At 54.2% G+C, this 23873-nt stretch carries 21 protein-coding genes; 11 read left to right on the forward strand and 10 right to left on the reverse strand.

What is annotated here, in order from left to right:
* Nucleotides 1–13: 13 nt before the first annotated feature.
* Together entE and entC are read right to left on the reverse strand one after the other, a co-directional pair.
* Nucleotides 14–1624 carry a (2,3-dihydroxybenzoyl)adenylate synthase EntE gene (gene entE / locus GFB57_RS21075; RefSeq protein WP_003022042.1) on the reverse strand — a complete coding sequence of 537 codons (1611 nt, stop codon included), beginning with the start codon at nt 1622–1624 and terminating at the stop codon, nt 14–16.
* Between the two features lie 31 nt (nt 1625–1655).
* Nucleotides 1656–2831 (reverse strand): isochorismate synthase EntC, encoded by a 1176-nt coding sequence (gene entC / locus GFB57_RS21080; protein WP_003022040.1) that lies wholly within the window; start codon nt 2829–2831, stop codon nt 1656–1658.
* Nucleotides 2832–3018: 187 nt separating this feature from the next.
* Here entC and fepB point away from each other — a divergent pair, with 187 nt between their 5' ends.
* Nucleotides 3019–3975: a Fe2+-enterobactin ABC transporter substrate-binding protein gene (fepB, locus tag GFB57_RS21085; protein ID WP_003022037.1), complete on the forward strand. Its 957-nt coding sequence runs from the start codon at nt 3019–3021 to the stop codon at nt 3973–3975.
* Nucleotides 3976–4036: 61 nt separating this feature from the next.
* On the opposite strand, the gene entS is transcribed toward fepB, so the two are convergent.
* Complete coding sequence (gene entS / locus GFB57_RS21090) at nt 4037–5272, reverse strand: enterobactin transporter EntS (protein ID WP_003022033.1); 1236 nt, start codon at nt 5270–5272, stop codon at nt 4037–4039.
* A 109-nt stretch (nt 5273–5381) separates the two neighbouring features.
* On the opposite strand from entS, the gene fepD reads away from it, so the two are divergent.
* Genes fepD through fepC form a run of 3 tightly spaced genes read left to right on the forward strand, consistent with a single transcriptional unit; the run spans nt 5382 to nt 8172 of the window.
* Entirely contained in the window at nt 5382–6389 is a 1008-nt protein-coding gene (gene fepD, locus GFB57_RS21095; RefSeq protein ID WP_290366900.1) for a Fe(3+)-siderophore ABC transporter permease, read from the forward strand.
* Nucleotides 6386–7378, forward strand: coding sequence for an iron-enterobactin ABC transporter permease (gene fepG, locus GFB57_RS21100; RefSeq protein WP_003022026.1), 993 nt, complete (start codon nt 6386–6388; stop codon nt 7376–7378). The genes fepD and fepG overlap by 4 nt, the downstream gene beginning before the upstream one ends.
* Nucleotides 7375–8172 (forward strand): iron-enterobactin ABC transporter ATP-binding protein, encoded by a 798-nt coding sequence (gene fepC / locus GFB57_RS21105; protein WP_003022023.1) that lies wholly within the window; start codon nt 7375–7377, stop codon nt 8170–8172. Before fepG ends, fepC begins: the two co-directional genes overlap by 4 nt.
* A gap of 46 nt (nt 8173–8218) precedes the next feature.
* On the opposite strand, the gene wzz(fepE) is transcribed toward fepC, so the two are convergent.
* The 4 genes from wzz(fepE) to fes all read right to left on the reverse strand — a co-directional run bounded on the left by wzz(fepE) (nt 8219) and on the right by fes (nt 14934).
* Entirely contained in the window at nt 8219–9352 is a 1134-nt protein-coding gene (gene wzz(fepE) / locus GFB57_RS21110) for an LPS O-antigen length regulator Wzz(fepE) (protein ID WP_003022021.1), read from the reverse strand.
* A gap of 228 nt (nt 9353–9580) precedes the next feature.
* Complete coding sequence (gene entF, locus GFB57_RS21115; RefSeq protein WP_003022018.1) at nt 9581–13471, reverse strand: enterobactin non-ribosomal peptide synthetase EntF; 3891 nt, start codon at nt 13469–13471, stop codon at nt 9581–9583.
* Nucleotides 13468–13686, reverse strand: a complete 219-nt coding sequence (locus tag GFB57_RS21120; protein WP_003022015.1) for an MbtH family protein — start codon at nt 13684–13686, stop codon at nt 13468–13470. Before GFB57_RS21120 ends, entF begins: the two co-directional genes overlap by 4 nt.
* A gap of 30 nt (nt 13687–13716) precedes the next feature.
* A complete protein-coding gene (gene fes / locus GFB57_RS21125; protein WP_003022012.1) occupies nt 13717–14934 on the reverse strand; it encodes an enterochelin esterase in 1218 nt (405 codons plus the stop codon).
* A gap of 253 nt (nt 14935–15187) precedes the next feature.
* Here fes and GFB57_RS21130 point away from each other — a divergent pair, with 253 nt between their 5' ends.
* Both GFB57_RS21130 and entD read left to right on the forward strand, forming a co-directional pair.
* Nucleotides 15188–17482, forward strand: coding sequence for a TonB-dependent siderophore receptor (locus GFB57_RS21130; protein ID WP_003022009.1), 2295 nt, complete (start codon nt 15188–15190; stop codon nt 17480–17482).
* Between the two features lie 48 nt (nt 17483–17530).
* Nucleotides 17531–18184, forward strand: coding sequence for an enterobactin synthase subunit EntD (entD, locus tag GFB57_RS21135; protein ID WP_032932690.1), 654 nt, complete (start codon nt 17531–17533; stop codon nt 18182–18184).
* On the opposite strand, the gene GFB57_RS21140 is transcribed toward entD, so the two are convergent.
* Entirely contained in the window at nt 18159–18878 is a 720-nt protein-coding gene (locus GFB57_RS21140) for a GNAT family protein (protein ID WP_003022005.1), read from the reverse strand. The two genes, entD and GFB57_RS21140, sit on opposite strands and share 26 nt — an antisense overlap.
* Before the next feature lie 142 nt (nt 18879–19020).
* Between GFB57_RS21140 and GFB57_RS21145 the strand changes: the two genes are divergently transcribed.
* Both GFB57_RS21145 and GFB57_RS21150 read left to right on the forward strand, forming a co-directional pair.
* Entirely contained in the window at nt 19021–20139 is a 1119-nt protein-coding gene (locus GFB57_RS21145) for a YbdK family carboxylate-amine ligase (protein WP_003022002.1), read from the forward strand.
* Between the two features lie 67 nt (nt 20140–20206).
* Entirely contained in the window at nt 20207–20455 is a 249-nt protein-coding gene (locus GFB57_RS21150; RefSeq protein WP_003021999.1) for a DUF1158 domain-containing protein, read from the forward strand.
* A gap of 21 nt (nt 20456–20476) precedes the next feature.
* On the opposite strand, the gene GFB57_RS21155 is transcribed toward GFB57_RS21150, so the two are convergent.
* Both GFB57_RS21155 and GFB57_RS21160 read right to left on the reverse strand, forming a co-directional pair.
* Complete coding sequence (locus GFB57_RS21155) at nt 20477–20818, reverse strand: RamA family antibiotic efflux transcriptional regulator (protein ID WP_003021996.1); 342 nt, start codon at nt 20816–20818, stop codon at nt 20477–20479.
* Nucleotides 20819–20835: 17 nt separating this feature from the next.
* The gene (locus tag GFB57_RS21160) at nt 20836–21948 is read right to left on the reverse strand and encodes an MBL fold metallo-hydrolase (protein ID WP_003021993.1); all 1113 of its coding nucleotides are present in this window, start codon (nt 21946–21948) and stop codon (nt 20836–20838) included.
* Nucleotides 21949–22137: 189 nt separating this feature from the next.
* On the opposite strand from GFB57_RS21160, the gene GFB57_RS21165 reads away from it, so the two are divergent.
* The 3 genes from GFB57_RS21165 (at nt 22138) to nfsB (ending at nt 23860) form a co-directional block, all read left to right on the forward strand.
* Nucleotides 22138–22719: a TetR/AcrR family transcriptional regulator gene (locus GFB57_RS21165; protein WP_003021988.1), complete on the forward strand. Its 582-nt coding sequence runs from the start codon at nt 22138–22140 to the stop codon at nt 22717–22719.
* Nucleotides 22719–23087, forward strand: coding sequence for an MmcQ/YjbR family DNA-binding protein (locus GFB57_RS21170; protein ID WP_003021985.1), 369 nt, complete (start codon nt 22719–22721; stop codon nt 23085–23087). Before GFB57_RS21165 ends, GFB57_RS21170 begins: the two co-directional genes overlap by 1 nt.
* Nucleotides 23088–23206: 119 nt before the next feature.
* Nucleotides 23207–23860 (forward strand): oxygen-insensitive NAD(P)H nitroreductase, encoded by a 654-nt coding sequence (gene nfsB, locus GFB57_RS21175; protein WP_003021982.1) that lies wholly within the window; start codon nt 23207–23209, stop codon nt 23858–23860.
* Nucleotides 23861–23873: the final 13 nt, after the last annotated feature.

Here is a 23873-nt window from a genome sequence, read left to right on the forward strand (position 1 = left end):
TTCTATTTCTCCTTCAGGCCAGTGAACGTGATGCCAGCCACTGACGTAATTGTTTTTTATCTACCTTCCCCACTGGAGTCAGCGGTAATGACTCAACGCACTCAACACGATCGGGTAATTTGAATTCCGCCACACCCTGTTCGCGCAGAAAACGGCGCACCTGAACCGCGCGCAGCGGCTCTTTTACCACTAGCCAGGCACAGCTTTTCTCGCCCATCAGTTCGTCATCCATACTGACCAGCGCTGCATGGATAACCATTGGATGGCGCAGCAGCAGGTTTTCAATCTCTTCAGCAGCGATCTTCTCCCCGCCGCGGTTGATCTGATCCTTTTCGCGTCCCTGAACGGTGATGTAGCCATCCGGGTCGATAGCGATCAGATCGCCGGAACAGTAAAAGCCGTTGGCGTCAAAGGCGCTGGCATTATGCTCAGGGCTTTTGAAATAACCACGGAAGGTGTACGGACCACGTGTCATCAGGCGTCCGGTCTCTCCCTGGGCTAAGGGGTTGCCGTCAGCGTCTGCTACCCAGACTTCATCATCAGGACACATCGGGCGACCCTGGGTATTGATGATGCGCTCAGGACTGTCGTCCAGACGGGTGTAGTTCACCAGCCCTTCAGCCATGCCGAAGACCTGCTGCAACTGGCAGCCAATCTCAGCCGGAATACGCGCCGCAAGCGTGGCGGAAAGTCTCGCTCCACCGACCTGTAGCAGTTTCAGCGAGGCCAATTGCGCATTACTGCCCCACTCCGCAATCGCCTGCAACCACAGGCTCACCGCAGGTGGCACCAGCGCAGTGACGTTAACCTGATGCTGTTCAATCAGCGGGAAACACAGGGTAGCGCTCGGGTCGGCCGCCAGCACGACGGTTCCACCCGCAAGGAACACGCCCAGCGCGCCTGGCGAACTCATGGCGTAGTTATGCGCCGCCGGGATTGCGCATAAATAACGCGTTTCCCCGGTGAAGCGGCAAATCTCATTGCTGCGACGCACGCTGTAGTAGTAATCGTTATGAGTGCGAGGAATCAGCTTTGGCGTCCCGGTCGTCCCGCCGGAAAGCTGGAAGTACGCCACCTCATCAGCGGGCGATGGTGTAGCAGTAAAATCAGTCGCAGGTTGGCTTATCGCCGTTTGCAGATTGTGTTCACCTTCGTCGTTGTGCAGTTGCACCACGCGCACTGAATTGTGTTCGGCCACAAAAGCGTTTAGAAAATCGTCCCCGCTAAACAGCGTATGCTGGCGATCGGCAATCAGCAGCGCCGGTTCAATCTGTTTGGCATAGGCGTTGAGTTCGTTACGCTGATGGCTGAACAGGGCCAGCACCGGAGCTACGCCCAGCTTGAGTAACGCAAAGAAGGTGATATATAGCTCAGCCACATTGCCCAGTTGTACCAGCGCGGTTTCACCAGGTTTAATCCCTTGGCGACGCAAACTGCAGGCTAGATTGTCAGCGGCATGATTCAGCTGGCGATAGCTCAGATGGCGTTCACCATCAATAACCGCCGTATGGTCGCTGTCGGCGTGACGGGTCAGAATGTCGGTCAGCGGCAAATCCTGCCAGTAACCTTTTTCACGATACCTGCGGGCAAACTCTTCCGGCCAGCGGGTGAATGGAATACTCATTATTGCTCCTTAAAACCAGTCCACAAGGCTCTTAATGCAGTCCAAAAACATTCAACATCGTGGAGAGCTTGGCCCCCGTTTCACGCCATTCCGCAACCGGGGAAGAGGCTGGAACAATTCCTGCTCCGGCAAAGAAACGCACCTGATTGCGCAACAGCTTCGCACAGCGGATCGTCACCACCCACTCACCGTTACCTTCGGCATCACACCAGCCGACAATACCGCCGAACAGTTCGCGATCGAACGGCTCCAGCTCGGCGATAAGCTTGCGCGCAACCTGATGTGGGAAGCCACTCAGCGCAGGCGTCGGGTGCAACAGGCACGCCAGCGTCAGGGCGTTTTCCTGCGCGTTGGCTTTACCTTCAAACGGCGTGCCGAGGTGCCAGAGCGTCGGCGTAGTAACCAGCTGCGGAGAAGAAGGCAGTTGCAGTTCACGGCTGCGATCGCGCAATACCGTTTTCATCGCTTGCGTCACCAGTTCGTGCTCATGGCGGTCCTTCTCAGATGCCAGCAGGCGGATCCCTGCTTCGCGATCCAGCACATCATCAGGCTGACGACGTGCAGAGCCCGCCAGCGGCAGAGAACTGAAACGCTCGCCTTCTTTGCGCAGAAGCAATTCCGGGCTGGCACCAATCAATACGCCGCCGTCTTCAATCGGCACATGGAAGTTGTAGCTCGCTGGATTTTGCGCCACCAGACGCTCCAGCAGCGCACCACTGTCAATGTTGGCATCGGTGGTGATATCGATCAGGCGTGACAACACCACTTTGTCGACTTCCGGAGTAGACGTCAGCGCAGCCGCCCGGGCGACCATATCTTCAAAAAAGTCCTGTTCCGGGATCGATTTACGTTCCACGACGTTCAGCGACTGATGCGCGGTAAAGTAACGTGATGATTGCTGCTTCTCCGTACGAGAAAAGCTCTGCCACGATTGGGGAATAAACAGCGATGATGGCTGGCGGGTGTCAAAAGGGATCGCCCCGACCATGACAGGGTTCGCGATACCCTGCGATTTGGCATCAGCAAACAGTGCGTTCATTTTTTGTTGGAAAGGGCTGTCTGGCGAATCGCCATCAATTGCCGGTTCCGCATAGCGGGCGAAGCATCCTGACGTCGTAAAACTACGGTACGGCGACATAAAGAAAAAACTGTCGGGAGCGAGCGTCGGCATAGTCTGCGTTTTTTCCTCGGCCAGTGACGTATCCATATCATCCTCCAAAAATGATAAAGGCTCTAATAATGATTATCATTTATATTTTCGGTCGCTAACCTAAAAGTAAAGCGGCGGTATGTCAACTCTTGTGGTAGCACAATGTGCGACTTTGGCTTGCATCCTTGCTCACTAACAATGAAAATGAGAAGCATTACTTATATTGATAACAGGAAGCCGATTCGTGAGTCTCCCCTCTTTTTGCCGCACCGTGCTCTTACTGGCAGGTTTATCTCTTTCAGGAATTTCTTCAGGTCACGCCGCCGACTGGCCGCGTCAGGTTACTGACAGCCGCGGCACGCATACGCTGGAACATAAACCGCAGCGAATTGTCTCCACCAGCGTGACCCTCACCGGTTCGCTGCTGGCGATTGATGCCCCGGTCATCGCCAGCGGTGCCACTACGCCGAACAATCGCATCGGCGATGCGCAGGGCTTTTTACGCCAGTGGAGCGAAGTGGCAAAAGAACGCAAACTGAGCCGCCTGTATATCGGCGAACCGAGCGCGGAGGCCGTTGCGGCGCAAATGCCGGATCTGATTCTGGTAAGCGCCACCGGGGGCGATTCTGCCCTCGCGCTGTACGATCAGCTGTCCACCATTGCGCCAACGCTCATCATTAATTACGACGATAAAAGCTGGCAGTCACTGCTGACCCAGTTAGGTGAAATTACCGGTCAGGAGCAACAGGCTGCTGCGCGTATTGCCAAGTTTGATAAGCAACTACAGGCAGTTAAGCAACGTATTACCCTGCCACCACAGCCGGTCAGCGCGCTGGTATATACCGCCGCGGCGCACAGCGCCAACCTGTGGACGCCTGAGTCAGCGCAAGGCAAGCTGATGGAGCAGTTAGGGTTCACGCTGGCAACGCTGCCTGCCAACTTGCATACCAGCCAGAGTCAGGGCAAACGCCACGATATCATCCAGCTTGGCGGTGAGAACCTGGCGGCAGGCCTGAACGGCGAAGCGCTGTTCCTGTTTGCTGGCGACAGCAAAGATGCCGATGCTATTTACGCTAATCCGCTTCTGGCGCATCTGCCAGCCGTGCAAAATAAACGTGTTTACGCCCTGGGTACGGAAACCTTCCGTCTCGACTACTACAGCGCAATGCTGCTGCTGCAACGTCTGTCGGCTCTGTTTTAATTGCCAGCGCCGGATGCGGCTAACGCCTTATCCGGCCTACAATCCGTAGAGCACAACGCGATCAGACATTTACGGGGACTTGCCGGAATCGGCGCACTTCTCCCAACAACAGCAGCAGTAAAAGACCGACAATCACCAGCCCAAACCCACTCACGCTTGCCGAAGCAACCGGCGTCATCATCGCGCCCAGACCACCTAACAACGCCGCGCCAATCGCATCGCCGGTGACGTTCTGTGCGGTCCACAAACCATTAATTCGCCCGAGCATCGCTTCCGGCGTCTGCGTCTGTAACAGGGTGTACTGCAACAACGAACTGACCGCACTCAACCAGCCGAACAGCGCCAGACAAACAACCCCAAGCTGCCAAATGGGCATCAAGCCAAACAGACCGATAGACAGAAATGAAGCTACGGTCGATGCCAGCATAATCAGTCCCGGACGAAGACTGTGCGCCAGTTGTCCGCTGGTCAATGCACCCACGGCTGCCCCCAGCGGAATAGCCGCATACAGCAGGCCAATTTGCGCACTCGACATGTGCCAGTTAATCGCCAACGCCGGATACAGCACGCGGACGGCGCTCGCCATGGTTAACAGACAACCGAGCAGTGCAATACCGCCAATCAGCGGGCTGGCAAGCAGAAAGCGGAATGCTGCCAGCAGCGATTTCAGCGGATGCTCACGCGGCTGCGGCGGAGGCGGCAACGCGGGAAGACTCAGCAACGGTAGTAAGGTAATGAAGGTTCCCGCCGCCGCCAGTCCGTAGTTCCAGGCCACGCCGCCGGTCGCGAGCAACACCCCGCCAAGCATCGGCGAAATTACCGATCCCAGACGCACCGTCAGCATGGTAATCGCCCCGGCCTGCATCAGATTCTCCCGCCCGACCAGCGCTGGCGTCGCTGCCAGCAAAGCAGTCACGCCCAGCGAAGCAAAGAAACCGTCCCATAAGCCAAGCAGATAAATTGCCAGTAACGACGGTTCGGGAAGTAACGCATTCAAACACAGGCCAATAAAGCCAATGCCACAGGTACCACGCGCCAGCAGGATCACTTTTTTACGCTCATAGCGGTCGGCCAGCACACCGCCCACCATCAGGCCAATAAACATTGCACTGCCGGTCAGCGTCACCGACAAACCGACCTGCCAGGTCGACTGGGTCATTATCTGGATTTGTACCGGAACCGCTACGCCGAGTAGCCCCAGAGAGACAATGGAAATAAAACGGGCGAGGAAGACTGCACGAAATGCAGGGTGGGTCTTTAACAGGCTGAGATTGAGCAGCCATGATTGTCGATTCATTACAGAGCCTTACCAGGTATTTTTTCAATATCCATTCGATGGCTGCACATGCTAACATATCCAAATAAGATCGATAACGATAATTACTATCATTATCAGGGAAGTTGATATGTCATGCTCTGTTTCCGAGACACGCGCCTTCGCCGTGCCCGGACTATTGTTATTACTTGTTCTGACCACGGTATTAAGTCTGGTTATTGGCGCCAAGTCGCTACCTGCCTCCGTGGTGCTGGATGCGCTCACCGGCAGTTGTCAAAGCGCTGATTGCACCATCGTGCTTGACGCGCGACTCCCACGCACGCTGGCGGGGCTGCTCGCCGGTGGTGCGCTGGGCCTGGCTGGCGCATTAATGCAAACGCTCACGCGTAACCCTCTCGCCGATCCCGGCATTCTGGGTGTCAACTCCGGTGCCAGCTTCGCTATTGTGCTGGGCGCCGCGCTGTTCGGCTTTTCCTCTGCGCAAGAGCAACTGCTGATGGCCTTTTGCGGTGCTCTGGCTGCGTCGCTGATCGTAGCTTTTACCGGTAGTCAGGGCGGTGGGCAGTTAAGCCCGGTACGTCTGACGCTGGCGGGCGTTGCCCTGGGCGCGGTGCTGGAAGGATTATCCACCGGCATCGCACTGCTCAACCCGGACGTTTACGATCAGTTGCGTTTCTGGCAAGCTGGCTCACTGGATATCCGCAGCCTGCAAACGCTGAAGGTGGTATTGGTACCAGTACTGATTGCCGCGGCTGTCGCACTGTTCCTCAGTCGCGCCCTGAATAGCCTGAGCCTCGGGAGCGACACAGCTACCGCGCTTGGTAGTAAAGTCGCTCGCACACAGTTTATTGGCCTGCTGGTTATTACCGTACTGTGCGGCAGCGCGACCGCGATTGTCGGTCCTATCGCCTTTATCGGCCTGATGATACCTCACATGGCGCGCTGGCTGGTGGGGGCGGATCACCGCTGGTCACTGCCCGTCACCCTGCTGGCAACCCCTTCTCTGTTACTGATTGCCGATATCATCGGTCGCCTGATTGTTCCCGGCGAGCTGCGCGTGTCGGTGGTCAGCGCTTTCATCGGCGCGCCGGTGCTTATCTTTCTGGTACGCCGTAAATTGCGCGGGGGTGGCGCATGATGCACCTCTCCCGCCGCCTGATAATCAGCAGCCTGCTGCTGGTTGCAGGTTGTCTCGTCATTGGTTTATGGAGCCTGCGTAGCGGCGTTGTTACGCTGGAAACCCAGCAAATTATTGCCGCCCTGCTCGGCGATGCGCCGCGCAGTATTACCCTGGTGGTGACCGAATGGCGTTTGCCACGCGTGCTCATGGCGCTATTGATTGGCGCAGCGCTCGGCGTGAGCGGCGCAATATTCCAGTCGCTGATGCGTAACCCGCTGGGTAGCCCGGATGTGATGGGCTTTAATACCGGTGCCTGGAGCGGTGTGCTGGTGGCAATGGTGCTGTTCGGACAGCATCTTACCGCGATCGCGCTGGCGGCCATGCTCGGTGGGATCCTGACTTCTCTGGTGGTCTGGGCGCTCGCCTGGCGCAATGGGATCGACACCTTCCGGCTAATTATTATTGGTATCGGCATACGCGCCATGCTGGTGGCGTTCAACACCTGGCTACTGCTGAAAGCATCATTAGAAACCGCGCTAACGGCCGGACTGTGGAACGCTGGATCGCTCAATGGCCTGACCTGGGCCAAAACCTGGCCGTCTGCCCCGCTGATTATCATCATGCTGGTATGCGCCACATTGCTGGTACGCCGGATGCGCTTACTGGAAATGGGTGATGACAGCGCCTGTGCGCTTGGTGTCAGCGTTGAGCGCTCGCGTCTGATGATGATGCTGGTTGCGGTTGTACTGACCGCTGCCGCCACCGCGCTGGCGGGTCCTATCTCCTTTATTGCCCTTGTCGCGCCGCATATCGCACGACGTATAAGCGGCACATCGCGCTGGGGATTAACCCTGTCAGCGCTGTGCGGCGCGTTGCTGCTGCTGATGGCGGATTTATGCGCCCAACAGCTGTTTATGCCTTATCAGCTTCCGGTGGGCGTTGTCACCGTAAGCCTCGGCGGTATTTATCTTATCGTCTTGTTAATTCAGGAGTCCCGCAAAAAATGACCGAATCAGTAGCCCGTTTGCGTGGCGACCAGTTAACGCTGGGTTATGGCAAGTTTACCGTGGCGGAAAACCTCAATGTGTCGATTCCCGACGGTCACTTCACCGCGATTATCGGGCCAAATGGCTGCGGGAAATCGACATTGCTGCGCACGCTTAGTCGCCTGATGACGCCCGCGAACGGCAAGGTCTGGCTCGACGGCGAACATATTCAACACTATGCCAGCAAGGAAGTCGCCCGAAGAATAGGTTTGCTGGCGCAAAACGCCACCACGCCGGGAGATATTACGGTACAGGAGCTGGTTGCCCGCGGGCGCTATCCGCACCAGCCACTGTTTACCCGCTGGCGGCAAGAGGATGAAATTGCGGTCTCAAACGCCATGCAGGCGACGGGTATCACCCACCTGGCATCACAAAGTGTGGATACCCTTTCCGGCGGACAACGTCAACGCGCATGGATTGCGATGGTGCTGGCGCAGGAAACGTCGATTATGCTGCTTGATGAACCCACCACCTGGCTGGATATCAGTCATCAGATCGATCTGCTGGAACTGCTGAGTGAGTTAAACCGGGAAAAAGGCTACACGCTGGCCGCCGTTTTGCACGACCTGAATCAGGCCTGTCGCTATGCGACGCATCTGATTGCGCTGCGAGATGGAAAAATTATTGCCGAGGGTGCACCGAAGGAGATCGTCACCGCGCAGCTTATTGAAAAAATCTATGGACTGCGCTGTATGATTATCGACGATCCAGTTGCCGGAACGCCGTTAGTAGTGCCGCTTGGACGCAGCAAATAACACGCGTTATCGTAAGGCGGCTGGCTTGCCGCCATACGATAATTCATCACACCAGTTGCTGATCAATAAACGTCATTTTTTGCTTACGCGACACCATGGCATAGTTCAGCAGAACGCCACCACACGCCACCATTCCACCCAGTAATGCGGCCAGAATAACGATCATTGACTTAGCCGGGCCATCTTTTTTCACCGGCAGCGAAGGCGTAAGTTGATATTTAAACGGTGTGAATTTTACGTCGCTCACATTCATCGCTAACAGTTGCTCAACGTGATACTGCCGATTACGTAATTCACCGTTAATTTCAGCAACATCCGTTACTGATTTTTCTATTTCTAATTTACGTTCGATGCCGTCAGCACCCAGTGAAATAGAGAAATCGGGGTCATCCTTCACCGCCTGACCATTACTGTAGACCGGCTTTTTAATCCCGGCGGCATTGGCAATCTCCAGCGAGTAGTTCAGTCGTTGGATATTTGCTTCCAGTTGATTCTTGAGTCTGACGCGATCCATCTCCAGCCTTTCTTTCTCGAAGCTGGTTTTGATGGACAGTTTATTGCGAATATCTTCCAGCGTTTCTTTCACTACAATATCAGAAATATACTGGATATATCCCTTCAGCACAGACTGAGCTTCTTCGGCATGAGGTGCGGTAAAACTCAGCGTCCATGCGGTATACAGCGAAGTTTCGTTCTTCTTACCCAGGTTAGTATCAACCGCTTTCATTTTCTCACTAAGCCTGACAATTGCCTGATGCAACTCCATTTCGTCGATATCAGCGCCTTTCAATTGATCCATCACGTAAGGTGAAGAGCGCAGATATTCTTCTAACAATGAAGGCGACTGGAATTTTTTGATAAACAGGTTAAACACATCACCACGGCTAACGCTAATATCCATATCCAGCACGCGCAATTTGGTCAACGTATTCTCGAGACTCTGCCACTGAACCGGTTCTGCGGGGGTCACGATTGCCTGACTGGTCCATTTTTGCGGAAGCAGGAAAGATACCAGAATACCCGCACAAGCAAAGGCGAAAACGGTCGCTATAATTTTCGTTCTTGCTCGCCATAAGATTTCGATTAGGTTCACTAAATCGATTTCATTTGCGTTTGCCGCTGGCTGAGGATAGCCAGTAAATTCCGAAACGTTATCTTGCTTAATATTTAATGATGACATGTTGCGTGACCTGAAAACTTTCCTAAAAGAAAAACATTCCTGTGGGAGAAGTCTACCAGCTAGTCAGAATTATCCGAAACACTCTTTGCGCTTGTCGCCCTACCAAAAATTATATTCGGAATTTATTCACCCCTTTCATCACCTTGCACCGCACAAAAACAACAACTCCACAACATATTCTTTACATTGTAGAGCTGTTCGATCACCGCGATTGCAATATTCGTCTTGTTACACAGATTTATTAATCAGCGTATTTATTACAGGTCCTATCGCCTCAAACGCGGTGGGGGAAATAATATCAACATGCGCGCAGTCGTGGCGGTAAACATCCAGACTGGATATCCACGGGGCCCAGCTACGTTCAGGGCTGACACCCGGCACTAAGGTACGCTCAGCAACGAACAGCGTGGCGTGACCTGCAAACGGCACGCTGTGCGCCGTGGTGAGCAGGCGAACCGCATCGGCGTAGTTGCCTTCGATCGCGTTAAATAAGGCCTCTGACGCATTCCCCTGCTGCGCCGCCAGAAAGGCTTCGCGTTCACGCTCGATCTCCGCCAGCACCGCTGGATCCAGCCCATTGGCCTCTTTTTCTTGCCAGTTTTGCGTCTCTGGCGGCCAGGTATCCAACAGACCGAGGAATGCAACCGTCTCTCCTCTGGCATGTAAGCGCGCGGCGATCCCCTGTGCCAGCGTGCCGCCCAGCGAATAACCTAATAAATAGTAAGGTCCGTGAGGTTGTTGACTGAGCAGCGTTGCCAGGTGATGTTCGCATACCGAGTCGAGATTTTCCGCCGTTTGCATCGGGCCATCCGGTCGTGGCGACTGAATACCCATAATCGACCACTGAGGGCTGAGATAACGCGACAGCACGCTAAACTGCCAGGCAAAACCCGACGCCGGATGGAAGCAGAACAACGTTGGGCCGTGACTTTCACGCAGTGGCAATAGCGTCTCGAATCCCAGACGCTGCGACTGTTCATCATCATTGCTCTCCAGCAATGCGCTCAGTTGTTCCACGGTGGAAGCCACCATAATCTGCCCGGGCGTCACCTGACGCTCAAAAATGCGGCTCAACTGCGCTGCCAGCTTCATCGCCAGCAGCGAATGCCCACCAAGCGCAAAGAAATCAGCCTCTACATCATTCACCTCACAATCCAGCAAGGCCGCAAAAGACTGCGCGATGGTGGTCTCAGTCCCTGATCGCGGTGCGCGCCCGGAAACACGCGACGTCAACTGCGGCATCGGTAGCGCTTTACGATCCAGTTTACCGTTCGCGCTAAGCGGCAACTCCGCCAGTTGTAACAATACCGTCGGTACCATGTGCGCAGGCAGTTTTTCGCGCAGACGTTCCCGCAACACAGCCGTATCCAGCGGCAAACCCGATTGCGACACCAGATACCCCATAAGTTGACGCGCATCGCCGCCTGTCGCCGCAGCCTGGTTGAATACGCAGGCATGGGCAACGGCATGCTCGACATCAGGCAACTGCTGCATCACCCGGTCAATCTCGCCGAGCTCAATGCGCTGTCCACGAATTTTAAGCTGGTCATCGCTGCGCCCGAGGTATTCCACCGCGCCATTTTCCAGCCAGCGCGCCACATCTCCGGTACGGTACATACGTTCACCGACGTTAAACGGATCGGCGATAAAGCGGCTCGCCGTCAGATCCGGACGCCCCAGATAGCCTTGCGCCAGTTGGATCCCCGTCAGATACAGGTCGCCCGCTACGCCGAAAGGCACCGGGCGCATCATGGCATCCAGAATGCGTAAACCGGTATTCCAAACCGGATAGCCAATCGGTACGCTGTTGCCGGTTACGGCAGCGAGATCTTCTCCCCAGGCCGGATACCAGCTCACATCGACCGCAGCTTCCGTTGGTCCGTACAAATTGTGCAGTGGCGCATGAGTCAACTGCTCCCACTCACGGCATAAATCGGCTGGCAAGGCTTCGCCGCTGCAAAATACCCGTTTCAGAGAGGCACAACTCTCCCGCGCGGTTTCCGGCGTCAGTGAAGCGACAAAAGCGGCCAACATAGAGGGGACAAAGTGCGTGGTCGTCACCCCATAACGGGCAAAGAACTGTTGCATCGCCAGCGGATCGCGGTGCGCTTCAGGTTCTGCCATGACCAGTTTTGCCCCGGCAATAAACGGCCAGAAAAACTCCCATACCGAGACGTCAAAACTGCATGGCGTTTTTTGCGCCACCACATCATCTGCGGTCAGCGGATAGTGATTTTGCATCCACAGCAGACGGTTAACGATGGCGGTTTGCCCAACCATCACCCCTTTTGGTCTACCGGTAGAACCGGAAGTAAAAATGATATAGGCCGTATGATTGGGTTGAGATAGCGCCAACGGAGCAGCATCTTCTGCTGGCAGCGGCGAGTCATAGCAGAGACTTTCCAGCCCTGGGATATCGCTAAAACGCGCCAGTTGCTCTTCAGTCGCTATCAACAATTTTGGCTTCGCGTCTTCGAGCATCATCCGCAGGCGATCGTCCGGGTATCCGGTATCCAACGGCAGCCAGGCAGCTCCGGCTTCCACAATACCGTGCAGCGCCAGCGTCAGGAACACAGAACGCGGTAATGCCACAGCTACGCTGTCGCCAGGACGGACGCCGCGTTCGCGCAGAAGGCTCGCCAGCGCCACGACCTGCTGGCGCATTTCGCGATAGCTAAACTGATAACGGGCATCGGCCAGCGCCGGGGCATCCGGCGTTTTATCGGCCTGCTGTGTCACCAGTGCGCTAAGCGTAGTGAACGGGATCTCCACGGTCGTGTCGTTAATCTTCGCCAGCCGCTCATGTTCTGTAGGCAACAGCATCCCGGCGTCGCCGCAGCATAGCGACGGATTGTCAGCAAACTGCTCGATAAGCCCGATTAAACGCGAGGCATGCTGCGCCAGCGTTTCTGCATCGTAGCGCTGTTTATTGGCCAGGATTTCAATACTCAGCCCTCCGTTTTCATCCGGGAACAACGCCAGTTCAAGATCGTTCACCGGTCCTGTCGCCAGCGTATGAGTTTGCGCCTGAACGCCGGGAATATTCAGATGATAGTCGAATATTTTCACGTTCAGCACCGGGCCAAACAGCGGCTCTGCACCGGCTGCACGCCCGCTGTCGCGAACGATTTGTTCGGCATCATAACGTTGATGCCGACGCATTTTCTTCAACTGTCCGGCCAGTCGTTGTGCAAGCGCAGGCAAGTTTTCTGCCGCATCCAGCCTCACACCAAATGGCAGAACGTTTAAAACCGGTCCAGTGGACGTCAACGCCGCCGAGCCCATGCGCCGCATAAAGATAAACCCGGCGGCATAATCCATTCGGCTGCATAAACGTCCCAGCCACAATGCCACCAGCGCGAGGGCCAGATCCGCACGCTGAACGTCAGGCATGCGTGCCGCAAGCCGGCGAAACGCTCCTTCAGGCGCGGTTAACTTCATGCGAATAATATCCGCGCTGGCCGAGCGTCCCGGCAACGGATTGTTCGACAGCGAAGCAGGAGGTGGGAGTTGCTTTCGCTGCTCGCGCCAGAAGGCGCCGTCGCGTTGCCAGGCATCACTTTGACGGTACTGTTGATACTCTTCCACCACCTCGGCGAACGGCGTAAAAGGCGAGTCTGGCGTAGACTCGCCATCTAGCCATGCGCGATAGATTGCGGCTATCTGGCGGGTAATGGCCGGGAAGCTGAAGCCATCGACCAGCAAATGATGGTAACGCTGATACCAATACCAACGTTTATCTCCCACCTGTAAAAGCTGGTGAAAAACCAGCGGCTTATTGCCGTCAGCACGTATGTCCTGCTGCAGGTCTGCCTGCATCAACGAACGCGCCGCCTCATGTGGGTTGGATTTTTCGCGCAGATCGATGATTTCGGGTTGCGCAAAAGTGAGCGCAGGATCCACCCATTGCCAGACCTCGCCGTTATCTTCGCTAAACTGCATTCGCAAGGTATCGGCTTGCCCCAGGCCCGCCACAACCGCTTTCGCCAGCAACAACGCGTCCAGTTCGCCGGTTAATTCTACGTAGTGCGCCACGCTCCACGCCGAGGGCAATGTGGAGAGTTTTTCCGCCATCCAGATCCCCGGCTGAGCCGCCACTAACGGTAAACGCTGAGTCATGGAGCCTCCTGCATATCGACATAGTTCGCGGGCGTCAGCGTGGTCCAGTTTGCATCCAGCCATTGCTGGCAGGCTTCCTGGGATTGGGGTTCGCAAGCAATTTGCCAACCAGCAGGAAGTGAACACTGCTGCGGCCAAAGGCTAAACTGACGTTGGGGATTTTGCAGAATGTAAAACTGGCCCTGCGGATTATCGAAGGGGTTACTGAATTCCATACTCAACTCCTGTCGTGGAACGTCGTCCGGTTAAATCGTGTCGGTAAGCGGTTGCCAGAGCGTCATTAGCCCTTGCATCAGACCGCCGCGCCAGCAAAGCGCATCGTGTCCACCATCAACCTGACGCCAGAAAATAGACTGTGGTGCAGAAGGTAACTGGGCATATAACGCCTGATTAGCGCGATAAATAATGGGCTCGCGGATCCCCGCTTCCAGGACAATACGCAGTCCCTGAGCGCTGATGGTCCCGGTCTTCAGTTGCTCGACGATCGCTCCGTCCTGACCACCACCACGATGCGGCCACCAGTAAGAGCCCGACTGGCTAAGAACACAGCCAAAGCGCGCGGGCCAGTTCAGCCCGGCATACAGCGATGACAACCCGCCAAAACTTTGTCCGGCGACCACAGTACGCTGCGGATCGTCACTGAATGCGGTCGTCGTCTTCACCAGCGGCAACAGCTCCTCTTGTACCGCCAACCAAAAATCCGCGTTACACGGCAGTTCGCGGCTACGGTGAGCCGTGTCAATGGCATCAATCAGGAGATAAACGGCAGGAGGAAGGTGTCCACGATGCGTAAGTGAAGTTAGCGCAGGCCAAACCGGCATACTCTGTGCCCAAAACTGCCCGTCCAGCAGGATAGCCAACGGACGAGAATCCGGTTGAGCATCACCAGTGGTAAACACCCATACGCGACGCGTATTGCCGAGTCTGGCGCTACGCCATTGCAGACAAACAGCGGGCGAGTCGGGATTTTCAGGGCGATCCCATCCGGGCTGTACGGGCGCCTCCGGCATTTCCAGCGCAGACACCGCATGACCGCGACCGCCCTGCCAGCTCTGCGGATTAAGGGGATCGGCAATGGCCTGCGGCAGCAATTGCCGCCAGCCTTCACGCAGTGCGCTTCGGTCAGGCGCTGCGCCCACCGCCAGCGAGGAAAAGATATCGTTTCGTGTTGTCGGGATAAAACAGTAGCTGCCGCGCCAGTTGGCGCTGAGAGAAACACGCCAGCACCAAACATTTGTTCCATCAATGCGTCGCATCGACTGAGGGGTGGCATTTTGATGATGGTCGGTGACGCCGGTGATATAAACCCAAACGCGATGAATGGCTGACTCTTTTTCCGTTCCCTGTGGGTCACGCCACCAGAAGGTTACCCGATAATTTCCGTTGTCTTCACGCTCCCACTCCGGGCCTTTTTTCGACTGCCACCACGCCTCGCTTCCCATCTTTAACGTCGTCACAGCCATAACCCCATGTTTATTGTGAAATTTTATGATCTAGCGTGAAATATATTGATAATATTATTGATAACTATTTGCATTTGCAATAGCGTATTGTCGCGCTGTGGGAAGCGCGTACAGTTTTTCACCACTTATAAACCGACCTGGCGCTGCGTACTTTTTCTGGAATGGATAGTTTACGCAGATGCGGGCGACATCAGACCAAATGCCGCACCACGGCACATTGGTACTCGTGGCTAAAAGAACAGCAGGACATACAATGAACAACAAGATTCATTCACTGGCCTTATTGGTCAATTTAGGGATTTACGGGGTAGCCCTGCCAGCAATGGCAGAAGATCAAACCGATAGCGTCGCTGTCTCTCATGAAGACACCATCGTCGTTACCGCCGCCCAGCAGAACCTGCAGGCGCCGGGCGTTTCAACCATTACCGCTGATGAAATTCGTAAGAACCCTCCCGCTCGCGATGTGTCGGAAATCATCCGTACCATGCCTGGCGTTAACCTGACCGGTAACTCAACCAGCGGTCAGCGCGGCAACAACCGCCAGATCGACATTCGCGGCATGGGGCCAGAAAACACCCTGATTTTGATCGACGGTAAACCGGTTACCAGCCGTAACTCCGTGCGCCAGGGCTGGCGCGGCGAGCGCGATACCCGCGGCGATACCGCATGGGTTGCTCCGGAAATGATTGAACGTATTGAAGTGCTGCGCGGTCCTGCCGCAGCACGCTATGGCAATGGCGCAGCTGGCGGTGTGGTGAATATCATCACCAAGAAAGGCGGCGATGAGTGGCATGGTTCCTGGAATACCTATTTCAACGCCCCGGAACACAAAGAAGAAGGTTCAACCAAGCGTACCAACTTTAGTCTGAATGGCCCGCTGGGCGGAGATTTCAGCTTCCGCCTGAACGGTAACCTCGACAAAACCCAGGCCGATGCCTGGGACATCAACGACGGTCACCAGTCAGCACGTACAGGGTCATATGCCGATACGATGCCTGCGGGTCGTGAAGGGGTAAAAAACAAAGATATCAACGGTCTGCTGCGTTGGGATTTTGCCCCAATGCAATCGCTGGAGTTTGAAGCCGGCTACAGCCGTCAGGGCAACCTGTATGCGGGTGACACTCAAAACACCAACAACGATAACAAAACTAACGGGCTGGTAAAAAAATACTACGGTAAAGAAACTAACCGTATGTACCGCCAGAACTATGCGCTGACGTGGAACGGCGGCTGGGACAACGGCATTACCACCAGCAACTGGGCGCAATACGAACACACCCGTAACTCCCGTTTGGGTGAAGGTCTGGCAGGTGGCCTTGAAGGGTTATTTAACAGTAATCAATTTACCGACACTGACCTGGCGGATGTCACCCTGCACAGCGAAATTAGCATTCCATTCGACCTGTTGGTTAACCAGAACCTGACGCTCGGTACCGAATGGAACCAGCAGCGTATGAAAGACATGAGTTCCAATACCCAGACCTTTATGGGCGGGAACATACCTGGTGCCAGCAGCACCGATCGTAGCCCGTATTCACAGGCTGAAATTTTCTCCCTGTTTGCAGAAAATAACATGGAGCTGACCGACAGCACCATGTTGACGCCGGGTCTGCGCTTCGACCACCACAGCGTCGTTGGTGACAACTGGAGCCCGTCCCTGAACCTGTCCCAAGGTCTGGGCGACGACTTTACGCTGAAAATGGGTATCGCACGGGCCTATAAAGCACCTAGCCTGTACCAGACTAACCCGAACTATATTCTGTACAGCAAAGGCCAGGGCTGCTATGCCACCGGTTCTGCGACGGGCATTGGTTGCTACATGATGGGCAATGATGACCTGAAGGCCGAAACCAGTATCAACAAAGAGATTGGTCTGGAGTTCAAACGTGACGGTTGGCTGGCCGGCGTAACCTGGTTCCGCAACGATTACCGTAACAAGATCGAAGCGGGGACTGTACCGCTAAGCAGAACGTCAATTACCCAGAAAAACCCGACTACGGGTAAAGAAACAACAACCTACACCGATATCTATCAGTGGGAAAACGTACCTAAAGCGGTGGTGGAAGGCCTGGAAGGGACGTTGAACGTACCGGTTAGCGAAACCGTTACCTGGACCAACAACATCACTTACATGCTGCAAAGTAAGAATAAAGAGACCGGCGAACGCTTGTCGATTATTCCTGAATACACTCTGAACTCAACGCTAAGCTGGCAGGCGCGTGAAGATTTGTCACTGCAATCCACCTTTACCTGGTACGGCAAACAACAGCCGAAGAAATACGATTACCAGGGTAAACCGGTAACCGGTAGTTCAGCCCAGGAAGTGAGCCCGTACAGCATCGTCGGCCTGAGCGCGACCTGGGATGTGACGAAAAACGTCAGCCTGACCGGCGGCGTGGATAACGTCTTCGACAAACGTCTGTGGCGTGAAGGTAATGCCCAAACAACCAGTGATATCAAAACTGGCGACTATATGGCGGGCGCTGGCGCGTACACCTATAACGAACCGGGCCGGACGTGGTTCATGAGCGTTAACACACACTTCTGATAACGCTTTCCCTCTCCTCGCTGCGGGGAGAGGGAAATCATAACTATGATGCACACAACGCACACAACGCTCACTTTCGCAGAGCACACGCTGCACATTGTCGAGTTCGATCCCGACAGCTTCCATGAGCACGACCTGCTCTGGCTCCCCCACCATACTCAGCTTCAATCCTGTGGGCGTAAGCGTAAAGCTGAGCACTTAGCGGGGCGTATTGCCGCAGTACATGCATTACGTGAATACGGTATCAAAACTGTGCCTGGCATCGGCGGGCAGCGACAACCGCTGTGGCCACAAAAGTTGTTTGGCAGCATCAGCCACAGTATGTCAACTGCGCTGGCGGTGGTATCGACGCATCCCGTCGGACTGGATATAGAAGCTATTTTTACGCCACAAACCGCAGTTGAGCTGACTGGCGGTATTATCGATAACTGTGAACAACGGCTTTTACAGTTCAGTTTGGTTCCCTTTCCGCTCGCCTTAACCTTGGCGTTTTCCGCCAAAGAGAGCGTGTATAAAACATTTTCCGCGCAGGCATCGGAGCTGCCGGGATTTGCCAGCGCCAAAATAGTTGCACTCACAGCGACACACTTAACGGTGCAAATCACCCCGTCATTTTCGCAAAACCTCGCCGGGCAGGAAGTTAATGTTCGCTGGTTTCAGCATGATGAAAACATCATTACTCTGTGTGAAGCGACTTTGTAACAAAGTCCGCCATTGACCGGCGTTGCCGCCCGTGTTCATCAAAGTTCTCCGCCGCCAGCCAGCGCTGTAACACGGCGTCACACTGGGGCCATTCGCCGTCAATCATCGATAACCAGTCGCTGTCGCGATTGCGACCCTTGCGCACAATCTTCTGGCGAAAGCGTCCTTCGAAGATAAATCCAAGGCGTTCCGCCGCCCGTCGAGAAGCGGTGTTCAGAGAATCGCATTTCCACTCCACACGACGATAACCCAACGCAAACGCCTGGCGCAGCAGCAGCCAGATGCTTTCGGTGCCAAGTACCGTATTTTTCATGCGCGGTGACCAGGTCACATGACCAATTTCGACCGAACCGTGCTCTCGTTCGATCGCCATAAAACACACCAGCCCGACGGCTCGTCCGAAACGCTGATCAATGACGGCATAGGGAACCAGAGAGGCATCAGTGGATTTCCCCTCAACCCAACAAGCTGCAGCCTCAACGCTTGTGGGGCGAGAGCTTGCAAGCCAGGTCCAGTCGCGATCGTCCGGTGCCTGCGCGTAGGCATCAAACAGATCGGCGGCATGGCTGTCGGCATCCAGAGGAACCAGTCGACAATATTGACCGACAAGCGTTTCCCGTGGCAGTACGGCAGCGCCATTCCAGTCCGGCACAACATCGCCGACGGTCTGCCCATAAAGATTTATTTCCGGCACGATTCAACCCCAGTTGCGAAGTAAAAAATAGTTATAACATCGGCCATTTCACCTTCAAAGCGTCACCATGGAATATCTGACAACGAACAGAAAATCAGCCGCCCTTCTATACTGATTAAAAATCAACGCTGAAGAGAGTCTTATGCCACTTCCCGATTTTCATGTTTCTGACCCTTTCACGTTAGGCATTGAACTGGAAATGCAGGTGGTCAATCCTCCGGGCTACGACCTGAGTCAGGATTCTTCCCGGCTGATTGACGCCGTAAAGCCACTGCTTACCGCCGGAGAAGTGAAGCACGATATCACGGAAAGTATGCTGGAGATGGCGACCGGAGTTTGTCGCAATATCGACCAGGCGAGTGCTGAATTATCCGCTATGCAGCAGATAATCACGCGGGTTGCTGCAGAGCAGCACCTCGCCATTTGTGGCGGGGGTACGCATCCATTTCAAAAATGGCAACGTCAGGAAGTCTGCGATGACGAACGCTATCGGCGTAACCTGGAAAATTTCGGTTATCTTATTCAGCAGGCGACGGTATTTGGCCAGCATGTGCATATCGGCTGCGCAAACGGCGGCGATGCCATATACCTTCTGCACGGCCTGTCGCGATTTGTTCCGCATTTTATTGCGCTCTCTGCCGCTTCACCTTATATGCAGACGTCCGACACGCGGTTTGCCTGCGCGCGACTGAATATATTCTCCGGATTTCCCGATAATGGCCCGATGCCATGGGTGAATAACTGGCAAGAATTCGAGGGGCTATTCCGTCGACTGGCTTACACCAGCATGATTGATAGTATTAAAGATTTACATTGGGATATCCGTCCCAGCCCGCACTTTGGCACGGTAGAGGTTCGGGTAATGGATACGCCACTGACCCTTGATCATGCGGTCAATATGGCAGGGCTTATTCAGGCTACCGCCCACTGGTTACTCACCAAACGGCCGTTCAAGCACCAGGAGCGTGATTACCTGTTGTATAAATTCAATCGTTTTCAGGCCTGCCGCTTTGGTATGGCGGGAATCATCACCGACGTCAATACCGGCGACGGTTGTCGCCTGTCAGATGACACATTGCGACTACTGGAGAATGTTGCGGTTTCTGCGGATAAAGTGGGCGTGACCAGCGCGATTGAAGCTATACACCTGCAGGTTAAAAATGATCATGATGAAGCACAAAACATGCGTGACTTCGTCGCCGAAGGCGGGTCACTGAGTGGTCTGGTGAAAAAACATTGTGAGATTTGGACCGGGCTTTGAGCGTGGGAATTTGCGTTGCCCGCAGAGATCCCGGACAATGGCTTTTTAACTCAAGTTTAACAATGTTATGAAACACCCGCTTGAATCACTGATGACCGTAGCAGGGATCCTGCTGCTGGCTTTTTTGTCTTGCCTGCTGCTGCCCGCCCCCTCGCTTGGCCTGGTGCTGGCGCAAAAACTCGTCGCCATTTTTCATCTGATGGATCTCAATCAGTTTTATACTTTGCTGTTTTTTCTGTGGTTTTTACTGCTGGGTGTGATTGAATATTTGGTGCTGCGCTTCATCTGGCGGCGCTGGTTCTCGCTGGCGGATTAGACCCGCGAGAACCCTTTGCTGTTAATGCGTTCGGCTATGATTTTCTTTGCGATAAGCGCCCGGCGGCTGGCTGAACGTACGGGTGAAAATACGCGTAAAGGTCTGCTGCGAATCGAATCCGTATTTCAAACAGATGTCGTACACTTTCTGGTCGGTATCGCGTAGATCGCGCGCGGCCAGTAGCAGCTTACGTTCCCGAATGTAACGCCCGAGGCTTTCGCCTTTATACTGCATAAAAAGACGCTGCAGGTGCCATTTTGAATATCCCGCATGGCGTGCAATATCATCAATGCGCAATGGTTGATTCAAATTATCATCAATCCATTCAACAATCGTATCAATTACCTGAGCAGAAATCGTCATCATGCTCTCCCCTGTATTCATTGAGTCACCTGTTGCCACCAGGCCGTAAACAGTTGGTCCGGTTCGGACAGTATTACCGGTTCACCCAACATTGGCGTCAGCAATCGGTAATTGTAACGACGGCTGGCAAGCGCCAGTCGTTTGTAAGGATCATCCCAGGTATGTTTCGCCAGAACGAAACGACCTGCATGCCCTGGTAGAACGGCTTTCGCATGCAGATCGACCGCAGCCTGTGCCGTCTCTTCCGGCATCATGTGAATAAACTTCCAGTCATGGTCATACTGGCCGTTCTCCATAATCGCCAAATCAACCGAGCCAAACTGCTCGCCGATGGCTTTAAAATGCGGTCCATAGCCGGAATCGCCGCTGTAATAAACGTTCTGCTCCGGCGTTTCAAACATGAAACTCGCCCATAGCGTCTGATTGCGCTTGATGCCTCTCCCCGAAAAATGACGGGCTGGCAACGCATGAACGATCAGCGAATCCGTTACTCTGATGGATTGATTCCAGTCCATCTCGTCGATTATCTCGCCGCGCATTCCCCAATAACGTAGATGTGACCCTACGCCAAGCGGCGTAATCACCCGCTTAATTTTCGGCATTAACGCCTTGATCGTGGCGAGATCCAGATGGTCATAGTGATCGTGCGAGATAATGAGCAGATCGATCTCCGGCATCGTCTGTGCGGACCACGGATAATCACCGACAAAGGCTTTGTTCAGGAATGAAAGCGGTGCGGCATAGTTGCTAAACACGGGATCGATCAGGATACGTTGACCCGCCAGCTGCAAATACCACGAAGAGTGACCCAGCCAGACAAGCGTGTCCTGCTCTGGAGATAACCCGGCGAGATCGGTCGCCACCAATGGCAACGGATGTGCTGGCCGCGCATTTTCGCGCTTAGCGACCAAAAACTCCCACCAGGCAGCCAGCATACTTTTGTTGCCGGTATAGCCCGGTGTTGGCACCTGGTTATGAAACTGTCCATCACGATAGTGCGGTGACTGTTCAACCTGACTCAGCTGTGCCCCTTTCGGTGCCTGACCAAACCCGGCATTGAGTAAAAACGGTAAACTTGCAGCTGCGCCAATGAGCATAATAACAACCACACAAACTGTGAGACGCTTCATATCCTGACCTTAAACACGCCCCCTTTCCGCTGGTTTGCGTGACTGACTCTTGATTATGAGTGAGTAAGCACTCATTATAGAAATCGAAAGTTCGCCGTCAAGATGATTTTCAATCTTTGACATTCACCGTTGCGGTGCTGCAAAGGCCGTGATTCAATCATGCTTTTTACAACTTAAGGGTAAAGTGTAGTGGCTCGTCCGAAGAGTGAAGACAAAAAATTGGCATTACTGGAAGCTGCAACCACAGCATTTGCACAATCAGGTATTGCGGCGTCTACCGCCGTAATTGCCCGCAATGCAGGTGTTGCGGAGGGAACGTTGTTTCGCTATTTCGCGACCAAAGATGATTTGATCAACGAGCTTTACCTCTTTTTAAAGCACGATCTCTGTCAGTCGATGATGGCAAATCTGGATCGCTCAGTGACCGATGCCAAAACCATGACTCACTATATCTGGAACAGCTACATTAGCTGGGGCCTGAACCACACCTGTGGGCATCGCACGATTCGCCAGTTAGCCGTTAGCGAGAAAATCAGCAAAGAAACAGAACAGCAGGCTGACGATATGTTCCCCGAACTGCGCGATCTTTGTCATCGTTACGTACGACCTGAGTTTATGTCTGACGAATATCGCGCCTTTGGCGATGGCCTTTTTCTCTCTTTGGCGGAAACCACCATGGAGTTCGCTGCCCGAGACTCTGCCCGGGCCAAGGAATACATATCGATGGGATTTGAAGCGATGTGGCGCGCTCTAACCCGCGAGGAACAATAATGGACGGCCAAACCCTGCCTACCTGTGCGAAACGCCTTGCGCTCGAACTGCCTTTTACCGAACACTGCTGGCCATTCGGCCCGGAATACGATGTCTTCAAGGTTGGCGGTAAAATTTTTATGCTGGTCACGGAGCTTCGCGGACGTCCGCTTATTAACCTGAAATCCGAACCACAAAAATCACTGTTAAACCAGCAGATCTACCCCAGCATTAAACCCGGCTATCACATGAATAAAAAGCACTGGATCTCGGTCTATCCGGGCGACGACATTACCGAGTCATTACTGGCAGAGCTGGTGAATGATTCCTGGCACCGCGTCGTTGACGGCTTGCCGAAGCGGGATCAAAAACGCCTGCGTCCAGATTGATTTATCGTTAACCCCGATGAGTGTTTTTGCATTTTCCTGTCTTATCTTTTTCCTGCTAACCCTGTACCCTGCTGAAACAAAACGTACCCGCAGGGTATAAAAAACCACCAGGAGTAGTTATGGATATTGTTTCTGTCGCCTTAAAACGTTACTCCACTAAGGCATTCGATCCGACTAAAAAACTGACCGCTGAGCAGGCCGAAAAATTAAAAACGCTGCTGCAGTTTAGCCCATCCAGCACCAACTCTCAGCCATGGCATTTTATCGTTGCCAGCACTGATGAAGGTAAAGCGCGTGTGGCCAAATCCGCAGCCGGCGGCTTTGTGTTCAACGAACGTAAAATGCTGGATGCTTCCCACGTAGTAGTGTTCTGCGCCAAAACGGCGATGGACGACGCGTGGCTGGAGCGCGTGGTGGATCAGGAAGAGAGCGATGGCCGCTTCGCCACCCCTGAAGCTAAAGCTGCAAACCACAAAGGTCGTACCTTCTTTGCTGATATGCATCGCAAAGAACTGAAAGATGACAACCACTGGATGGCAAAACAGGTGTATCTGAACGTTGGTAACTTCCTGCTGGGCGTTGCAGCAATGGGTCTGGATGCAGTGCCGATCGAAGGCTTTGATGCGGCGGTGATGGATGCAGAGTTTGGTCTGAAAGAAAAAGGTTTCACCAGCGTAGTGGTGGTCCCGGTGGGTCATCACAGCGTAGAAGATTTCAACGCCGCGCTGCCGAAATCCCGTCTGCCGCTGGAAACAACGCTGACAGAAGTCTAGTCCCCACATTTGC

This window comes from Citrobacter sp. S39, assembly GCF_009495675.1.
In the GTDB taxonomy this organism is placed as follows: Bacteria; Pseudomonadota; Gammaproteobacteria; order Enterobacterales; family Enterobacteriaceae; genus Citrobacter; species Citrobacter freundii.